The sequence below is a fragment of the Telluria antibiotica genome, from assembly GCF_011682055.1.
GTDB classification, from domain to species: Bacteria; Pseudomonadota; Gammaproteobacteria; order Burkholderiales; family Burkholderiaceae_D; genus Telluria; species Telluria antibiotica.
On the sequence record NZ_JAAQOM010000014.1, the window covers coordinates 38,964 to 55,037 of the forward strand.

General features: G+C 68.0%; 15 protein-coding genes and 1 tRNA gene. 4 read left to right on the plus strand and 12 right to left on the minus strand.

What is annotated here, in order from left to right; translation table 11 throughout:
- Position 1 precedes the first annotated feature (1 nt).
- Positions 2-1,306, minus strand: a complete 1,305-nt coding sequence (locus HAV22_RS21695; RefSeq protein ID WP_166861856.1) for a penicillin-binding protein activator — start codon at positions 1,304-1,306, stop codon at positions 2-4.
- Between the two features lie 18 nt (positions 1,307-1,324).
- On the opposite strand from HAV22_RS21695, the gene rsmI reads away from it, so the two are divergent.
- A complete protein-coding gene (rsmI, locus tag HAV22_RS21700) occupies positions 1,325-2,233 on the plus strand; it encodes a 16S rRNA (cytidine(1402)-2'-O)-methyltransferase (protein WP_166861857.1) in 909 nt (302 codons plus the stop codon).
- 6 nt (positions 2,234-2,239) lie between these two features.
- Here the strand turns inward: rsmI and HAV22_RS21705 are convergent, their stop codons facing one another.
- Positions 2,240-2,875, minus strand: a complete 636-nt coding sequence (locus HAV22_RS21705; RefSeq protein ID WP_166861858.1) for a hypothetical protein — start codon at positions 2,873-2,875, stop codon at positions 2,240-2,242.
- 79 nt (positions 2,876-2,954) lie between these two features.
- Here HAV22_RS21705 and HAV22_RS21710 point away from each other — a divergent pair.
- Positions 2,955-3,031, plus strand: a tRNA-Pro gene (locus tag HAV22_RS21710).
- Positions 3,032-3,285: 254 nt separating this feature from the next.
- Here the strand turns inward: HAV22_RS21710 and HAV22_RS21715 are convergent.
- The 10 genes from HAV22_RS21715 to HAV22_RS21760 all read right to left on the minus strand — a co-directional run bounded on the left by HAV22_RS21715 (position 3,286) and on the right by HAV22_RS21760 (position 15,016).
- Complete coding sequence (locus HAV22_RS21715; protein WP_208296313.1) at positions 3,286-4,194, minus strand: hydroxymethylglutaryl-CoA lyase; 909 nt, start codon at positions 4,192-4,194, stop codon at positions 3,286-3,288.
- Between the two features lie 9 nt (positions 4,195-4,203).
- Positions 4,204-5,142, minus strand: a complete 939-nt coding sequence (locus HAV22_RS21720; RefSeq protein WP_166861859.1) for a 2-hydroxyacid dehydrogenase — start codon at positions 5,140-5,142, stop codon at positions 4,204-4,206.
- Positions 5,143-5,366: 224 nt separating this feature from the next.
- Positions 5,367-7,397: an acetyl/propionyl/methylcrotonyl-CoA carboxylase subunit alpha gene (locus HAV22_RS21725; RefSeq protein ID WP_166861860.1), complete on the minus strand. Its 2,031-nt coding sequence runs from the start codon at positions 7,395-7,397 to the stop codon at positions 5,367-5,369.
- A 296-nt stretch (positions 7,398-7,693) separates the two neighbouring features.
- Complete coding sequence (gene bioB, locus HAV22_RS21730) at positions 7,694-8,722, minus strand: biotin synthase BioB (protein ID WP_229421356.1); 1,029 nt, start codon at positions 8,720-8,722, stop codon at positions 7,694-7,696.
- Between the two features lie 19 nt (positions 8,723-8,741).
- Positions 8,742-9,569 carry a dethiobiotin synthase gene (gene bioD / locus HAV22_RS21735; RefSeq protein WP_166861861.1) on the minus strand — a complete coding sequence of 276 codons (828 nt, stop codon included), beginning with the start codon at positions 9,567-9,569 and terminating at the stop codon, positions 8,742-8,744.
- Positions 9,566-10,753 (minus strand): 8-amino-7-oxononanoate synthase, encoded by a 1,188-nt coding sequence (gene bioF / locus HAV22_RS21740; protein ID WP_166861862.1) that lies wholly within the window; start codon positions 10,751-10,753, stop codon positions 9,566-9,568. The genes bioD and bioF overlap by 4 nt, the downstream gene beginning before the upstream one ends.
- 2 nt (positions 10,754-10,755) lie before the next feature.
- Positions 10,756-12,099: an adenosylmethionine--8-amino-7-oxononanoate transaminase gene (gene bioA / locus HAV22_RS21745; protein ID WP_166861863.1), complete on the minus strand. Its 1,344-nt coding sequence runs from the start codon at positions 12,097-12,099 to the stop codon at positions 10,756-10,758.
- 21 nt (positions 12,100-12,120) lie between these two features.
- The gene (locus tag HAV22_RS21750) at positions 12,121-12,906 is read right to left on the minus strand and encodes an enoyl-CoA hydratase/isomerase family protein (protein WP_371869705.1); all 786 of its coding nucleotides are present in this window, start codon (positions 12,904-12,906) and stop codon (positions 12,121-12,123) included.
- 18 nt (positions 12,907-12,924) lie between these two features.
- On the minus strand, positions 12,925-14,532 hold the full coding sequence (locus tag HAV22_RS21755; RefSeq protein ID WP_166861865.1) for a carboxyl transferase domain-containing protein: 1,608 nt from the start codon (positions 14,530-14,532) through the stop codon (positions 12,925-12,927).
- Between the two features lie 40 nt (positions 14,533-14,572).
- Positions 14,573-15,016 (minus strand): YchJ family protein, encoded by a 444-nt coding sequence (locus HAV22_RS21760; RefSeq protein ID WP_166861866.1) that lies wholly within the window; start codon positions 15,014-15,016, stop codon positions 14,573-14,575.
- A 285-nt stretch (positions 15,017-15,301) separates the two neighbouring features.
- On the opposite strand from HAV22_RS21760, the gene HAV22_RS21765 reads away from it, so the two are divergent.
- Positions 15,302-15,625, plus strand: coding sequence for a hypothetical protein (locus HAV22_RS21765; protein WP_166861867.1), 324 nt, complete (start codon positions 15,302-15,304; stop codon positions 15,623-15,625).
- 35 nt (positions 15,626-15,660) lie between these two features.
- Complete coding sequence (locus HAV22_RS21770) at positions 15,661-16,041, plus strand: hypothetical protein (protein WP_166861868.1); 381 nt, start codon at positions 15,661-15,663, stop codon at positions 16,039-16,041.
- The last annotated feature ends 33 nt before the right edge of the window (positions 16,042-16,074 follow it).

Sequence of the window (16,074 nt, forward strand, 5' to 3'; positions counted from 1 at the left end):
GTCAGCGCGCCTTGTCCACAGGGTCGAACTGGCCGTCGCGCAGGATGACGGCGGCCTCCTGCCGGCGCAGCTGCAGCCGGCCGTCCGGCTCCGGCATCACGTCGAGCTGCCCCGTGACGCCGTCCACGCCGAACGGGGCGCCCCCGCGCAGCGCCAGTTCGCGCGCCACCCGGAAGGCGTCGATGCCGAGGGCGTACAGGCGGTCCATGTCGAGCGGCTGTTCCGCATCCAGCGGGCGCGGATAGACCATCACGACGGGGTGATCGGGCAGCACGATCCACGGCAGGTCGAGGATGCGCACGCCGTCCAGGCCCCGGTCGTCCGCCTGGAGTGTACGGCCGGGATTCGCCGCGCCGCCGCCGTAGCACGGGATCGCGGTGCCGATCGTCGCGCGCACGGCGCGCAGGACGGTGCTGTCGAGGGCGGCGAACAGCAGGTCGGGCGGGTCGATGTCGAGTTTCTGCTTCAACTCGTCGATGGCGACCTTGCCTGCTTCTCCGGCCGGCATCGCGTAGCGCTGGTTCGTGTGGCCCAGCTCGCGCCAGCGCGCCTCGAATGCGCCCGCCGCGCGCCGGGCCCACGCGGCACCACTCGTCAGGATCAGCGCGCGGCCGTGCGGATGGTCGCGCGCGGCCCATTCCGCCACCTGGCGCGCCTCGTCCTCGACGGACAGCCCCGCCACGAGCATCCTTGCCGGCACGGCCGCGCGGCCTTCGGGCACGCTCAGCACGATGGTGGGCCGGGTGACGGCATCGCTGTCGGCCAGTGCCGCGACGGCGCTGCGGGCCAGGGGCCCGACGACGATGTCGCTGGCCGCCGCCGCGCGCGCGTACGCGTCGAGCACGTCGCGCGGGGCGTCACCCGTCGGGATGACGTCGGCCTTGAAGCCGGTGCCGTCGCGCTCCATGCCGGCCAGGAAGCCGGCGCGCACGGCTTCCGCGGCCGTCGCCAACGTGGCCGAGCGCAGCGGTAGCAGCAGCGCGATGCGGACGGGAGCGGACGACGGTGGCGGCGGCGGCGACGGTTCGTTCGCCTGCGGTTTCGCGGGGCGCGGCTGGATGGCCGGGTCGGCGAGGGCGAGCAATGGGGAGCCTGCGCGCGTGAGGGAAGGGGAACGAGAAGACGAGCGCGCACTTGTGTTTGCGTCCACGGACGCGCACAATCGCTGCGGTCCGTCGCACGGCGTTCCGTCGAACGGCGGCCCGGCGCTCGGCGCCGCGGCCAGGGCGTGGCCGCCCACGCCCAGCGCGAGCAGCATCGCCAAAAGCCGGACGTGTCCGGCGCAGCGCGCCTCGAGAATGTTCATCCGCATCCGATCCCCAACATGACAGAAACCCAGTCCAGCCAGATCGCCCAACTGCCCGTCATGGGCGAGGCCGCCCAGCAGTCCTATCCTACCGCAGCGCTTTACGTGGTGGCCACACCCATCGGCAACGTCACCGACATCACGCTGCGTGCCCTGCACGTGCTGCTGCTGGCCGACGTCGTCGCCTGCGAGGACACGCGCAAGACGGGCGCGCTGCTGACGCGTTTCGGCTTGAACAAGCCCATGATCGCCGCGCACCAGCACAACGAGCGCGAAGTCGCCGAAAAAATCGTCACACGCCTGCGCGCGGGCGAGCGCGTGGCGCTCGTGTCGGACGCGGGCACTCCGGCCGTGTCCGACCCGGGCGCGCGCATCGTCGACGTCGTGCGCGACGCCGGCCTGCACGTCGTTCCGGTACCCGGTGCGTCGGCCGCGATCGCGGCGCTGTCGGCCAGCGGCCTCGTGAACGACCGCTTCTATTTTGTCGGCTTCCTGCCCGCGAAGGCGAAGCAGCGCGAAGGGGAACTGGCCGCGCTCAAGTCCGTGCCGGCGACGCTCGTGTTCTATGAGGCGCCGCATCGCATCACGGACTGTGTCGAATCTCTCGCGGCCGCATTCGAGCCCACGCGCCAGGTCGTGTTCGCGCGCGAGCTCACCAAGTTGTTCGAGGAAATCCACCGCTGTCCGCTGAGCGAGGCGCTGGCGTGGGTGAAGGCCGACGCCAACCGCGAGCGCGGCGAATTCGTCGTGCTCGTCGAAGGCGCGCGCGTGGAGGACGACGAAGGCGACGTGGAAGCGGAACGCGTGCTGCGCATCCTGCTCGAAGAGTGTTCCGTGAAGCAGGCGGCGGCGCTGGCGGCGCAGATCACGGGCAGGAAGAAGAACGCGTTGTACGACCGCGCGCTGCAGATCAAGGGCGGCGAGTAGACAGACTCACCATTTGCAGCCGCTGTCTTTCTTGTCCATTGCAAGGAAGATCGGCGCGAGCAGCCCGCCCGGCACGCCGTCCTTGCAGTCGGGGCGCTTGGCCGACTTGATCGCCCGCTCGAACTTGCTTTCCGTCTGCAGCGGCGGCTTCGGCAGGCGTTCGAGCGCCGTGCCCACCTTGTCGGGGTCGGGCTCCGTGAGCAGTTTCGTTGCCATCTTGCGCGCCATGCTGCGGGCGGCGTCGAGGTCGAATTGCGGGGCCGTCGTCGCGGGCGCGGCGGGCGTGTCGGGTGTCTCCGGTGCGGGTTTCACGGCATAAGTCTCTGCCGTCGACTGGCGCTTCGCCGGCGCGACGGCGATCACGGGCCGTGTCTTTTTCGCATGCTTCTCCGGCTGCGCGCGCGCAATCGGCGGCGCCGCGGCCGGTTTCACCTGCGCCGGCGGCGGTGTGGGCTGCAGGCGGATCGTCAGGCGTTCCTGTGGCGCGGCGGGCAACGTCGTCACCGGCTGGCGGTAGACCGCGAGCAGCAGCGCATGCGCGGCCAGCGACAGCACGATGCAGGCCGCAATGCGGTTGATTTGTCTGCGGTCGGGGAGGGCCGGGCGGAAGCCGCCGTCGATGTGGTCGATTGCATACGTCACGTCGTCACCTGCGAGAAAACCACGGAGTCGAGTACTTTCCTTGACCGGGGTGGCACCTGGACGTTATGATGGCTGTCTTCGGAGTGTAGCGCAGCCCGGTAGCGCATCTGGTTTGGGACCAGAGGGTCCAAGGTTCGAATCCTTGTACTCCGACCAGTATAGTAAGAGGCCGACGAGAGATCGTCGGCCTTTTTCATTTCCGCAGCGCACATTACGTTCGCACGACAATGCCCGCTGCACCTCACGGTGGGGTGGGCATTTGAGGCTGGGGGCCTCAAATGAAACGTGCCCACGCGGACATTTGCGTTGTGTTTGCGTTACGCGTGGGCACTACGACGTAGGGTGGGCTCCCCGAGCCCACGCGGACGTTTGCGTCATGCCGGCGTTCGCGTGGGCACAGGGTGCCCACCCTACTTCTTCGCCAGCAGCGCGTTCCCGGCCCGGCTCGCACCCTTGCGGCCCAACTGCTGCGAAATGAACGCACCCGCCTCCACGACGAGGTCGAGGTCGATGCCCGTCTCGATACCGAGCCCGTTCAGCATGTACACGACGTCCTCCGTCGCGACGTTCCCCGTCGCGCCCTTCGCGTAGGGGCAGCCGCCCAGGCCCGACACGGACGAGTGGAAGATCGCGACCCCGAGTTCCAGGCTGGCGTAGATGTTGGCGAGCGCCTGGCCGTACGTGTCGTGGAAGTGGCCGGAGATGCGCTCCAGCGCGAACGCGCGGGCCGCCGTCTCCATCACGGCCTGCGTCTTGCGCGGGGTCGCCACGCCGATCGTGTCGGCGATGTCGATCTCGTCGCATCCGAGGTCGCGCATGCGCTTGACGACGTCGGCGACGGCATCCAGCGGCACCTCGCCCTGGTACGGGCAGCCGAACGCGCAGCTGATGCTGCCGCGCAGGCGCAGGCCGTGGTCCTTCGCCGCCTTCGCCACGGGCGCGAAGCGCGCGATGGATTCCGCGATCGAACAGTTGATGTTCCGCTGCGAGAACGCTTCCGACGCGGAGCCGAAGATCACGACTTCATCGGCGCGCGCCGCCAGCGCCGCCTCGAAGCCCTGCATGTTCGGCGTCAGCGCGGAATACAGCGTGCCGGCGCGGCGTTCGATGCCGGCCATGACCTCGGCGCTCGTCGCCATCTGCGGCACCCACTTCGGCGACACGAACGATGCCGCCTCGATGTTGGCGAAACCGGCGCGCGACAGGCGGTCGACCAGCTCGATCTTGACCGCGGCGGACACCGCTTCCTTTTCGTTCTGCAGCCCGTCGCGCGGGCCCACTTCGACGATCTTGACTTGTTTCGGCAGTTGAATGTGCATGGTGGTTTCCTAATAGCCGCGGGCGCGGTCGACGACGTCGTCGATGGCCTCGCCCCGTTCCAGCCGTTCGATCTTGGCGACGATCTGCTGCACCGCCTCCTCGCGCAAGGTGATGGCCGAGATGTGCGGCGTGATGGTGATGCGCGGCTCGCTCCAGAACGGATGCGGTGCCGGCAGCGGTTCGTTGCGGAACACGTCCAGGGTCGCGCCCGCGATGTGGCCGGCCCGGATCAGCGCCAGCAGGTCGGGCTCGGCCACCTGCGCGCCGCGCGCGACGTTGACGAGGTACGCGCCGCGCGGCAGCCGCGACAGCCGCGCGCGGTCGAGCAGGTTCGTCGTCTCCGGCGTGAGCGGCAGCATGCAGACGAGGAGCTGCGTGCCGGCCAGGAAGTCGTCGAGCGCCTCCATGCCGGCGTAGCATTCCACGCCCGGCAGGTCGCGCGCCGAACGGCTCCAGCCGCGCACGGGAAAGCCGAGCTGGCGCACGGTGCGCAGCACGGGCATCCCGAGCCGGCCCAGCCCCAGCACGCCGACCGTGAAATCGGCCTTGTCGCGCCGCGGCAGCGGGTTCCAGATGCCCTGGCGCGCCTGCAGCTCGTAGTCGTCGAAGCGGCGGAAGTAGCGCAACGTCGCATACGCCACGTACTCCGCCATCTGCTCGGCCATGCCCGCATCGCCCAGGCGGACGATGGGCACCGGCGGCAAGGCGTCGCCGAATTTCAGCAGCGCGTCGACGCCGGCGCCCGTCAGGAAGATCGCCTTCACGTGCGCGAGCTGGTCGAGCAGCGCGGGTGTCGGCGCCCACGTCACCGCATAGTCGCAGCGCGGTTGCGCCGCCAGCGACATGCCTTCGCGCCACACGACGATCTCCGCGTGCGGCAGCGCATTGGAAAAATCCCGGACCCACGGCTCGGTGATGCCGTCGCCTCTGTACAGCAGTATCCGCATGTTTCGTCTCCTAATAATTTTTATGGATTGCGTTTGCTGTCTCGTTGTTTCGTCACGCCGCACCCTGGTTTGCGGCGTCGTGCGCGCCACCGCCTTCTGGGCAGGTGGCGCGGTCTACATCGTTTGGCCTGATAGGGCCTGGCTACTGGTGCCGCATGGTGGGCGGAGGCCGCCCACCCTACGATGCATGAACGTAGGGTGGGCACCCTGTGCCCACCAACTCCTCAAGCCGCCGCCTTGAATGCCAGCAGCGGCGCGCCGTCTGCGACCTGGTCACCGACCTGGTACAGCACTTCCTCGACCAGGCCGTCGCTCGGCGCGGCAATCGTGTGTTCCATCTTCATCGCTTCCATGATCACGAGCGGCTCGCCCTTGCGGACGTGCTGCCCGTTCGCCGCCATCACGGCGACGACCTTGCCCGGCATCGGCGCCGTCAGGCGGCCGTCGGCCGTCTCGTGCTCGCCCGCGTGCGCGAGCGGGTCGCTCCACGCGAGCACGTGGTGCAGGCCGCCTGTGAACACGTGCAGCGTTTCGCCGTCGCGGCGCACGGTGCCCGCGATGGCCTGGCCATCCAGGCGGATCGCGTAGCGCCCGTCGTGCTGCGCCACGAGCGCCAGCGGATGCGCCTTGCCGTTCGCCTCGAGCGTCCAGCCGTGCGCATGGTAGGCCAGGTCGATGGCGTAGACCTTGGCGTCGGTCGTGGCCGCGTACTCGTCGCCGAACGCGAGGCGGCGGCGGTACGTGCCGTTCATGCGCCAGCCGTGGGTACTGGTCCACGGGTCGGCCGGATTGCTGCTGACCGGCGTGTCCGCGGCGACGAGGGCGACGGCCGCCAATGCCAGCGCGGCCAGCGGTGCCGGGCCGGCCGGCGGAAACAGTGCGGCCGAATTCCGCTCGATGAGGCCCGTGTCCAGGTCCGCCTGCGCGAAGGCGCCGCCTTCGACGAGCCGCTTGAGGAACGCGATATTGGTCGCGAGACCGACGATGTGGAACTCGGACAGCGCCTGCGCCATGCGCGCCAGCGCCTGCGCGCGGTCGGCGCCCCACACGATCAGCTTGGCGATCATCGGATCGTAGAACGGAGAAATCGCATCGCCCGCGCGCACGCCGGAATCGATGCGCACGCCGGCGGGGTTGCCATCGGCGCCGCCCAGTTCGAACGCGACGTGGCTTGGGGTGTCCATGTGCTGCAAGGTCCCGATCGAGGGCAGGAAGCCTTTCTCCGGATTTTCCGCATAGACGCGCGCCTCGATCGCGTGGCCGTGGATCGCCAGTTCGTGCTGCTGCTTCGGCAGCGGCTGGCCGGCCGCCACGCGCAGCTGCCATTCGACGAGGTCCGTCCCCGTGATCATCTCGGTGACGGGGTGCTCGACCTGCAGCCGCGTGTTCATCTCCATGAAGTAGAACGAGCCGTCCTGGTTGGCGATGAATTCGACGGTGCCCGCGCCCACATAGCCCACGGCGCGCGCCGCGGCGACGGCCGCTTCGCCCATCGCGGCGCGGCGCTCGGGCGGCATGCCCGGCGCCGGCGCTTCTTCCAGCACTTTCTGGTGGCGGCGCTGCACGGAGCAGTCGCGCTCGTGCAGGTAGACGCAGTTGCCGTGCGTGTCCGCGAACACCTGGATCTCGATGTGGCGCGGCCGCGTGAGGTATTTTTCGACGAGCACCTTGTCGTCGCCGAACGACGAGATGGCCTCGCGCTTGCACGACGCGAGCGCGGCCTGGAAATCCTCCGACCGCTCCACCACGCGCATGCCCTTGCCGCCGCCGCCCGCGCTGGCCTTCAGCAGCACGGGATAGCCGATGCGGTTCGCTTCCGCCTGCAGCAGTTCGGGGTCCTGCGCGTCGCCGTGGTAGCCCGGCACCAGGGGCACGTTCGCGCCTTCCATCAGCTGCTTGGCGGCGGACTTCGATCCCATCGCGCGCATCGAGGAGCCCGGCGGGCCGATGAACACGAGGCCCGCGGCCGCGCAGGCTTCCGCGAATTCCGCGTTCTCCGACAGGAAGCCGTAGCCCGGGTGGATCGCCTGCGCGCCGGTGGCTTTCGCGGCGGCGATGATCTTGTCGCCGCGCAGATAGCTGTCCTTGGCGGCGGCGGGGCCCAGCAGGACCGCCTCATCGCAGACCGCCACGTGCCTGGCGTTCGCGTCGGCTTCCGAATAGACGGCAACGGTCTTGATGCCGAGCCGGCGCGCGGTGGCCGCGACGCGGCAGGCGATTTCGCCACGGTTGGCGATGAGGATCTTCGTGAACATGGTGTCTCGTCTGTTTTATGTGTTGTGAAAATCGGCTTGTGGCCGGTGACTTCTATAAAACTGGCTTGTGGCCTGACAGCGTGCGGCCCGGTGCTCATGCATGACGCCAACGGATCGCGTACGTCACGCGTGGGCTCGGGGAGCCCACCCTACGAGTTGGTAGCGGCGCACGGTGGGCACCCCGTGCCCACCGTGCGTTACCGTACCGCAGCGGCGTAGGGTGGGCTCCCCGTGCCCACCGTGCGTTACCGTACCGCAGCGGCGTAGGGTGGGCTCCCCGTGCCCACGCGGAAGCATCAGCAGCCGCAGCTTTCCTTTTGCACCGACTCCAGCATTGCCGAACGCGTTTTCAGACCCAGCTTTTCCAGCAGCTTGCGGTCATCGTCCGCTTCCGGATTGTCCGTGGTGAGCAGCTTGTCGCCGTAGAAGATCGAGTTGGCGCCGGCCATGAAGCACATCGCCTGCACGGCTTCCCCGAGCTCGCGCCGGCCGGCCGACAGGCGCACGCGCGCCTTCGGCATCGTGATGCGGGCGACGGCGATCGTGCGCACGAATTCGATCGGGTCCAGCGGCGGCAGGCCGTGCATGGGCGTGCCCTCGACCTGCACGAGGTGGTTGATGGGCACCGATTCCGGATACGGGTTCATGTTGGCCAGCTGGGCGATCAGGCCCGCGCGCTGCTCGCGCGTCTCGCCCATGCCGACGATGCCGCCGCAGCAGATCTTCAGGCCGGCCGTGCGCACGCGGCCCAGCGTGTCCAGGCGGTCGCGGTATTCGCGCGTGGAGATCACGTCGCCGTAGAAATCGGGCGACGTGTCGATGTTGTGGTTGTAATAGTCGAGGCCCGCCTGCTTCAGCTGCTCGGCCTGGCCTTCTTCCAGCATGCCCAGCGTGGCGCACGTTTCCATGCCCAGCGCCTTCACGCCGCGCACCATCGCTTCGACCTTCTCCATGTCGCGCTCTTTCGGGCTGCGCCAGGCGGCGCCCATGCAGAAGCGCGTGGCGCCCTTGGCCTTCGCTTCGCGTGCGGCGTCCAGCACCGTGTCGAGGTCGAGGATCTTCTTCGCCTCGACACCCGTGTCGTAGCGCGCAGCCTGCGGGCAGTAGCCGCAGTCTTCCTCGCAGCCGCCCGTCTTGATCGACAGGAGAGTCGCGAGTTCGACGTCGCCGTCGGGGAACTCGGCGCGGTGCGCCTGGCTCGCGCGGAACATCAGCTCCGGCAGCGGCAGCTCGAACAGCGCGAGCACGTCGGCCAGCGGCCAGGTGGCGTCCTTCGGCAGGGAGGCCGGCGTGACCGGCGGATGGAGAGTGACGACTTGGGTCATTTCGGATTCCTTGTTTTGGTTAGGCACGCTTGGCCGGCCATCCCGGCAGGCTCGCGAGCTCGAGGTAAGTGGAGGCCTGGGCGGCCGTGGGTTCGTCGAGGCGCGGCACGCGGCCGAGCAGCGGGGCGGGCAGGCGGCGGGCGAGTTCCGCGACGTTGTCGTCGGCGAAGCGCATGTCCGGGTCGACCTGGTTGGCCACCCAGCCCGCGAGCACGAGGCCGCGCGCGATGATCGCCTCGGCCGTGAGTAAAGCATGGTTGATGCAGCCGAGGCGCAGGCCGACGACGAGCACGACGGGCAGCCCCAATTGTACCGCCAGGTCGGCGCTGTCGAAGTCGGGCGAAAAAGGCACGCAGAAGCCGCCGACGCCTTCGACGACGGTCGCGTCGGACGCGCCCAGGATTTCTGCATACGCCGTCATGATCGGAACGGGTTCGATGGTGACGCCTTCCAGCCGCGCCGCGATGTGCGGGGCGCACGGCTCGCGCAGCAGGTACGGCGTCGTGATCGACTGCGGCAGCTGCACGTTGCCGGCCGCGCGCAGCATGGCGGCGTCGTCGTTGTGCAGCATGCCGTCGCGCTCCTCGGCGCCGGCCGCGATGGGCTTCATGCCGCACGCACGCACGCCCTGCCGCACGAGTTTATGGAGGATGGCGCTGGAGATCAGCGTCTTGCCGATCTCCGTGTCCGTGCCCGTCACGAAGCAGGCGAAGCGCAGCGGCACGCCTTCCGCGGCCAGCGGCGCGGGGACGGCGAACGGCGCCGGCGCCGTGCCGACCGCCGTTGCCGGTTCCGCGGTGCCGATGGAAGCGCCGCCGCCTAATTGTTCGGGATCGTTGAGGGTCATGCCCGCGTCCTTTCCAGCTGGTTGAGCGCAGCCGTCAGCTGCGCGACGTCTTGTTCGGTATGCGCGGCCGACAACGTGACGCGCAGCCGCGCCGTGCCCACGGCCACGGTCGGCGGCCGGATCGCCGGCACCCACAGGCCCTGCTCGTGCAGGCGCGCCGCCGCGGCCAGCGCCTCGTCGTTCGCGCCGATGATGATGGGCTGGATCGCCGTCGTCGACACGGGACGCTGCCAGCGTTCCAGCCGCAGGCCATCGTCCAGTTGCGCGATCAGCGTACGCAAATGGGCGCGGCGCGCGGCGCCTTCCGCGCCCTCGATGATGTCGACGCTGGCGAGCAGCGCGTGCGCGAGCGCGGGCGCGGCGGCCGTCGTGTAGATGTACGGGCGCGCACGCTGGATCATCAGCTCGACCACGGCCTCGTGCGCGGCGACGAAGGCGCCGCCCACGCCGGCCGCCTTGCCCAAGGTGCCGACGTAGACGAGGTTCGGCGAGCGCAGGCCGAAGTGTTCCAGCGCGCCGCGGCCCGTCTCGCCCAGCACGCCGAAGCCGTGGGCATCGTCGACGACGAGCCACGCGCCATGCCGTTCGCACAGAGCCAGCACCGCGGGAAGCGGGGCGAGGTCGCCGTCCATGCTGAACACGCTGTCCGTGACGACGATTTTCGTGGGCGCTTCGCTCGCCGCGAGCTGTGCGTCGAGCGCGGCCACGTCCCCGTGCGGGTACACGGCCACGCCCGCGCGCGCGAGGCGGGCGCCGTCGATCAGCGACGCGTGGTTCAGCGCTTCCGAAAAGATCATCGCGTCGGCCGTGGCGCCCAGCCCCGTCAGGACGGCGAGGTTCGCCATATAACCCGTGCAGAAGTACAGCGCGCGGGCGGACTCCAGGTGCGGCGCCTCGAACGCGGCCAGCCTCTCTTCCAGCAGCGCGTGCGCGCGGCTGTGGCCGGACACGAGGTGCGACGCGCCGCTGCCGGCGCCGTACAGCGCCGCACCTTCGCGCAGCGCCTCGACGACGCGCGGATGCGCCGCGAGGCCCAGGTAGTCGTTGCTGCAGAACGCGAGCAGCTCGCGGCCGTCGACGACCTGGCGCGGCGCGCAGGGCGTCTCGGCCGTGCGGCGGCGCCGGGTCAGGCTGCGGCTTTCCAGCGCGTCGAGCTGGGCGCGGACGTCGTCGATCAGATTCATCGTCATTCCGCGATCACCTTCTCGAACACCTTGCGCGTGCGCGCGGCCAGGCCCACGATCTCTTCCTCGTCCAGCACGTACGGCGGCATCAGGTACACGGTGCGACCGATGGGGCGCAGCAGCAGCTCGTTTTCCACCGCGCTCGTGAAGAAGCGGCGCGCGAACGTGGAGGCGCGCTGCGTGTCCGGCTCGACGGCGTCGAACGCGAGGATCATGCCGCGCTGGCGGAAGTGCGTCACGCACTTGTGGTCCAGCAGCGGCGCCAGTTCCAGCATCAGGCGCGTGGCCGTCTCGCGGTTCTTGTTCAACACGTCGTCGTCGCGGAAGATCTGCAACGTGGCGAGCGCCGCGCGGCAGGCCAGCGCGTTGCCCGTGTACGAGTGCGAGTGCAGGAAGCCGCGCGTGATGTCCTCGCTGTAGAAGCCTTCGTAGACCTTGTCGGTGGTGAGCACGAGCGACAGCGGCAGGTAGCCGCCGCTGATGCCCTTCGACAGGCACATGAAGTCGGGCCAGATCGCCGCCTGCTCGCACGCGAAGAAGGTGCCCGTGCGGCCGCAGCCGACCGCGATCTCGTCGGCGATCAGGTGCACGTGATACTTGTCGCACAGCTCGCGCAGGCGCTGCAGGTACAGCGGGTCGTGCATCGCCATGCCCGTCGCGCACTGCACGAGCGGCTCGACGATGATGGCGGCGATCTTGTCCGCCCGTTCCGCGAACAGCGCCTCGACGTCTTTTGCCGCACGCAGCGCGACGTCCTGCGCGGACTCGCCGTCGACGGCATTGCGCGCATCCGGCGATGTCACCGTGCGGGCTGCGCGCAGCAGCGGGCCGTATGCATCCTTGAACAGGGCGACGTCCGTGACGCCGAGCGCACCCACGGTCTCGCCGTGGTAGGAGCCCTGCAGGCAGACGAATTCCTGCTTGTCCGCGTGGCCCGCGTTGCGCCAGTAATGAAAGCTCATCTTCAGCGCGATCTCGACGGCCGATGCGCCGTCGGACGCATAGAACGCATGGCCCAGCTGCTGGCCGGTCAGCGCGGCCAGTTGTTCCGACAGCTCGATCACGGGTTCGTGCGTGAAGCCCGCGAGCATCGCGTGTTCGAGCTTGTCCAGCTGGTCCTTCAGCGCCGCGTTGATGCGCGGGTTGGCGTGGCCGAACAGGTTCACCCACCACGAGCTGATGCCGTCCAGGTAGCGCTGGCCTTCATGGTCGTACAGCCACGGCCCCTTGGCGTGGCTGACGGCGATCAGCGGCACCTCTTCGTGGTGCTGCATTTGCGTGCATGGATGCCAGACGCTGCGCAGGCTGCGCGCGATCCAGTCGGCGGAAGTGGTGGTCGGTTTCAATCTACGTCCTGTTTCTTGTAACTAGTCCAGCCATGAAGGCCGGCGTTTTTCGAGGAAGGACGCGACCCCTTCGCGTCCTTCGAGCGATGCGCGGATGGCCGCGATGCGGTTCGCCGTGTCTTCCAGCAGCGCTTCCGTCACGGGCGCGCCCGCGATCTCGCGCACGAGCTTCTTTGCCGCGCACACCGCGTTCGGGCTGTTGTTCGCGAGCGCCTGCACGATGGCCGCGACCTTCGTGTCGAGGTCCGCGGCTTGCACGACCTCGTGCACGAAGCCGATGCGGTGGGCTTCCTTCGCGTCGAAGCGTTCGGCCGTGAGGAAGTACCGGCGCGCGGCCTGTTCGCCCATCGCCTTGATCACGTACGGCGAGATCGTCGCCGGGATCAGCCCGAGTTTGACCTCGGACAGGCAGAAGTTCGCCGTGTCGACCGAGACGACGACGTCGCACGCCGCGACGAGGCCCATGCCGCCGGCGTAGCAATCGCCCTGCACCTTCGCCACGACGGGCTTCGGACAGACGTAGATCGTGCGCAGCATGTCGGCCAGGCGCATGGCGTCGGCGCGGTTCTCGCTGTGGGAGTAGCCGGCCATCTTCTTCATCCAGTTCAGGTCCGCGCCGGCGCAGAACGCGGGACCGTTCGCGGCCAGCACGATGGCGCGTACGAGCTCGTTGCGTCCCAGCTCGTCGAACGCGAGCGCGAGTTCCGCGATGCTTTGCTCGTTGAACGCGTTGCGCAGCTCCGGCCGGTTCAACGTGACGTGCGCGATGCGGTCGAGGATCGTGACGGTGAGGGTCTGATAGTCCATATTCATCTCCTCATCTCCTCACATGCGGAACACGCCGAACTTCGTGTCCGGGATCGGCGCGTTCAGCGCGCTTGATAAGCCCAGGCCCAGCACCATGCGCGTATCGGCCGGGTCGATCACGCCGTCGTCCCACAGGCGCGCGGTGGCGTAATACGGGTGGCCCTGGTGTTCGTACTGGTCCTTGATCGGCTGCTTGAACGCGGCTTCTTCGTCCGCACTCCACTGGCCACCGCGTGCTTCGATGCCGTCGCGCTTGACGGTGGCCAGCACGGACGCCGCCTGGTCGCCGCCCATCACGGAGATGCGCGCATTGGGCCACATCCACAGGAAGCGCGGAGAAAACGCGCGGCCGCACATGCCGTAGTTGCCGGCGCCGAACGAGCCGCCGATGATCACGGTGAACTTCGGCACGGATGCCGTCGCGACGGCGGTGACCATCTTGGCGCCGTTGCGCGCGATGCCTTCGTTCTCGTACTTGCGGCCGACCATGAAGCCCGTGATGTTCTGCAGGAAGACGAGCGGGATCTTGCGCTGGCAGCACAGTTCGATGAAGTGCGTGCCCTTCAATGCGGATTCCGAGAACAGGATGCCGTTGTTGGCGATGATCCCGACCTTCATGCCGAAGATGTGGGCAAAGCCGCAGACGAGCGTCGTGCCGTAGCGCGCCTTGAACTCGTCGAAGGCGCTGCCGTCGACGATGCGGGCGATGACCTCGCGCACGTCGAACGGTTTCCTCGTGTCGACGGGGATCACGCCGTACAGTTCTTCCGGTGCGTACTTCGGTTCGACGCTCTCGCGCAGCGCACCCTGCTGGGGTTTCACGCGGTTCAGGTTCGACACGATCGTGCGCGCGAGCGCCAGCGCGTGCATGTCGTCCTGCGCGAGGTGGTCGGCGACGCCGGACAGGCGCGTGTGGACATCGCCCCCGCCCAGGTCTTCGGCCGTGACGACTTCGCCCGTCGCCGCCTTCACGAGCGGCGGGCCGCCCAGGAAGATCGTGCCTTGCTCCTTGACGATGATGGATTCGTCGCTCATCGCCGGCACGTACGCGCCGCCCGCCGTGCAGGAGCCCATCACGACGGCGATCTGCGGAATGCCCTTGGCCGACAAATTCGCCTGGTTATAGAAGATGCGGCCGAAGTGGTCGCGGTCGGGGAACACGTCGTCCTGGTTCGGCAGGTTGGCGCCGCCGGAATCGACGAGGTAGATGCAGGGCAGGTTGTTCTGCTCGGCGATCTCCTGCGCGCGCAAGTGCTTCTTGACCGTCATCGGGTAGTACGTGCCGCCCTTGACGGTGGCGTCGTTACAGACGATCACGCATTCCTGGCCCGCGACGCGGCCGATGCCCGTGATGATGCCGGCGGCGGGCGCCGCGTCGTCATACATCGCATAGGCGGCCATCTGGGAAAATTCGAGGAACGGGGTGCCCGGATCGAGCAGCATCTGCACGCGGTCGCGCGGCAGCAGCTTGCCGCGCGCGACGTGCTTGGCGCATGCGGCTTCGCCGCCACCCTTCGCGACCTGCGCCACCTTGGCGCGCAAGTCGTCGACGAGGGTTTGCATGGCGGCGGCGTTGGCTTTGAAATCTTCGCTGCGCGGGTTGAGTTTCGTGTCGATCTGGGGCATCGGGTCCTGTCTCCTGCTGGTCGCGGCTTGTGGCGCGGTTTTATTCAGGGAAACTGCCGTCCACATAGAACCATCGCATCTTGCCGCCCACGGCCGGGTCGGGCTCGCGCACGAACCGGCTGACTTCATGCAAGCGGTGCGCGCGGCCGTGGACCTTGAAGCGGGCGACGAATTCGACGGTATCCTCGTTAGGATTGTCCGGCAGGTCTGCTTTACGTTGACGTAAACGTAAAGCAGATTTTATCTCAAGTCCGAGCCACTGAACCTTTTGGTTCGGGTCGACGATCGGATCCGCCGGCAGGGTACTCGCATGCCAGGTCGCGCGCAGGTAAGCCTCGTCCCGCATCACGAAGGCCGTGTAGCGGGATCGCATCAGCGCTTCGGCCGTCGGCGGCAGTTCCGCGCCGGCGATGAAGGGGCCGCAGCAGCGCATGATCGACGGGCCGCCGCACGGACAGGGAAGAGGCTTCGCAGGAGTAGACATGCCGGCAATTATCCGCCATTTCGCGCCCCAAGGTGAGCTGCGCTGTCGTGCAGGATGACGGCAGATGGCGGAGCGTTAATGCATCTGCCCAGATCTTTTGCCGAAAATAAATGAACTGCCCATTAAATGGGCGGAGAAATTTTTTGTATCACTGTCCCCCGGGACGGCTGTTCCATAACATTTCCATGTCGTTGCGCCGAAAAGTGATGCAAGAATGGCACAAAGGGTGTTCCAGATTATATAAAATGCCACATCGGCAATATATTCAGGCCTGAAGGAGACGCCATGTCAGCAATCCAGAGGATCGTCGTCGCAGCCGCCATGCTGGGCGCGATGGCCACGGCCGCGGCGGCCGAGGTCACCGTCGACAACAAGATGCCACAAGGCGCGCAGCCGCGCTTCTTCGAGCGCGTGCAGGCGGGTGCGCTGGCCGACGCCGTCGCGCACCGCGGCCAGCCCGTCGACGTCAAACCGGGCCAATACGTGCTGCGCGTGCCCTGCGACAGCATGAAGCCGGGCAGTTTCGTCGATATCACCGTCATCATCGACGACGGCAGCAAGACGCGGTTGCGGCTGGAGGAGTGCGGGGTGCAGGTCGATAGTCATTGAGCTCAATGGCAGCGTTGGGGCGCCTTGAACCGCGTATGGGCAAGCTGCTGACGGTGACCATGATGTACCTGGCTGCGCAGGCGTCGTTCGCGCCGGTGCTGGAAAAGCATATGCGGGCCGAATTCGATCCTGGCCTGACCACGCGTATCGTCGTGGGGCGGGACGATGTGCGGGGTCTGTTTCGCGCGCGAGGCTGGTACATCGTCTACGCGAACAACCATGCCACGGACGATCCCTATCTGTTCTATTCGACCGATCCGACCAAGGCAAGCCGTTATGTCGGCGCCTGGGCCGGCGGTGCTGCCGCCGACGAAGGCGCAGAGATTCAAGCATGGGTAACGCAGGAGATGCCAGGTATTCCCAAGGTACTGGCCGAATGCTTTGCCTGGTATGTCACGCGCGGCCTGAACGAATAACCCGCCCATGTTTTTACACTAAGTTTACGTCGA

Bases quoted from the DNA above. Each gene is read 5' to 3' on its own strand.
- HAV22_RS21695 (WP_166861856.1), bottom strand. From the start codon at position 1,306: ATGAACATTCTCGAGGCGCGCTGCGCCGGACACGTCCGGCTTTTGGCG.
- rsmI (WP_166861857.1), top strand. From the start codon at position 1,325: ATGACAGAAACCCAGTCCAGCCAGATCGCCCAACTGCCCGTCATGGGC.
- HAV22_RS21715 (WP_208296313.1), bottom strand. From the start codon at position 4,194: ATGCACATTCAACTGCCGAAACAAGTCAAGATCGTCGAAGTGGGCCCG.
- HAV22_RS21720 (WP_166861859.1), bottom strand. From the start codon at position 5,142: ATGCGGATACTGCTGTACAGAGGCGACGGCATCACCGAGCCGTGGGTC.
- HAV22_RS21725 (WP_166861860.1), bottom strand. From the start codon at position 7,397: ATGTTCACGAAGATCCTCATCGCCAACCGTGGCGAAATCGCCTGCCGC.
- bioB (WP_229421356.1), bottom strand. From the start codon at position 8,722: ATGACCCAAGTCGTCACTCTCCATCCGCCGGTCACGCCGGCCTCCCTG.
- bioD (WP_166861861.1), bottom strand. From the start codon at position 9,569: ATGACCCTCAACGATCCCGAACAATTAGGCGGCGGCGCTTCCATCGGC.
- bioF (WP_166861862.1), bottom strand. From the start codon at position 10,753: ATGAATCTGATCGACGACGTCCGCGCCCAGCTCGACGCGCTGGAAAGC.
- HAV22_RS21750 (WP_371869705.1), bottom strand. From the start codon at position 12,906: ATGGACTATCAGACCCTCACCGTCACGATCCTCGACCGCATCGCGCAC.
- HAV22_RS21755 (WP_166861865.1), bottom strand. From the start codon at position 14,532: ATGCCCCAGATCGACACGAAACTCAACCCGCGCAGCGAAGATTTCAAA.
- HAV22_RS21760 (WP_166861866.1), bottom strand. From the start codon at position 15,016: ATGTCTACTCCTGCGAAGCCTCTTCCCTGTCCGTGCGGCGGCCCGTCG.
- HAV22_RS21765 (WP_166861867.1), top strand. From the start codon at position 15,302: ATGTCAGCAATCCAGAGGATCGTCGTCGCAGCCGCCATGCTGGGCGCG.
- HAV22_RS21770 (WP_166861868.1), top strand. From the start codon at position 15,661: ATGGGCAAGCTGCTGACGGTGACCATGATGTACCTGGCTGCGCAGGCG.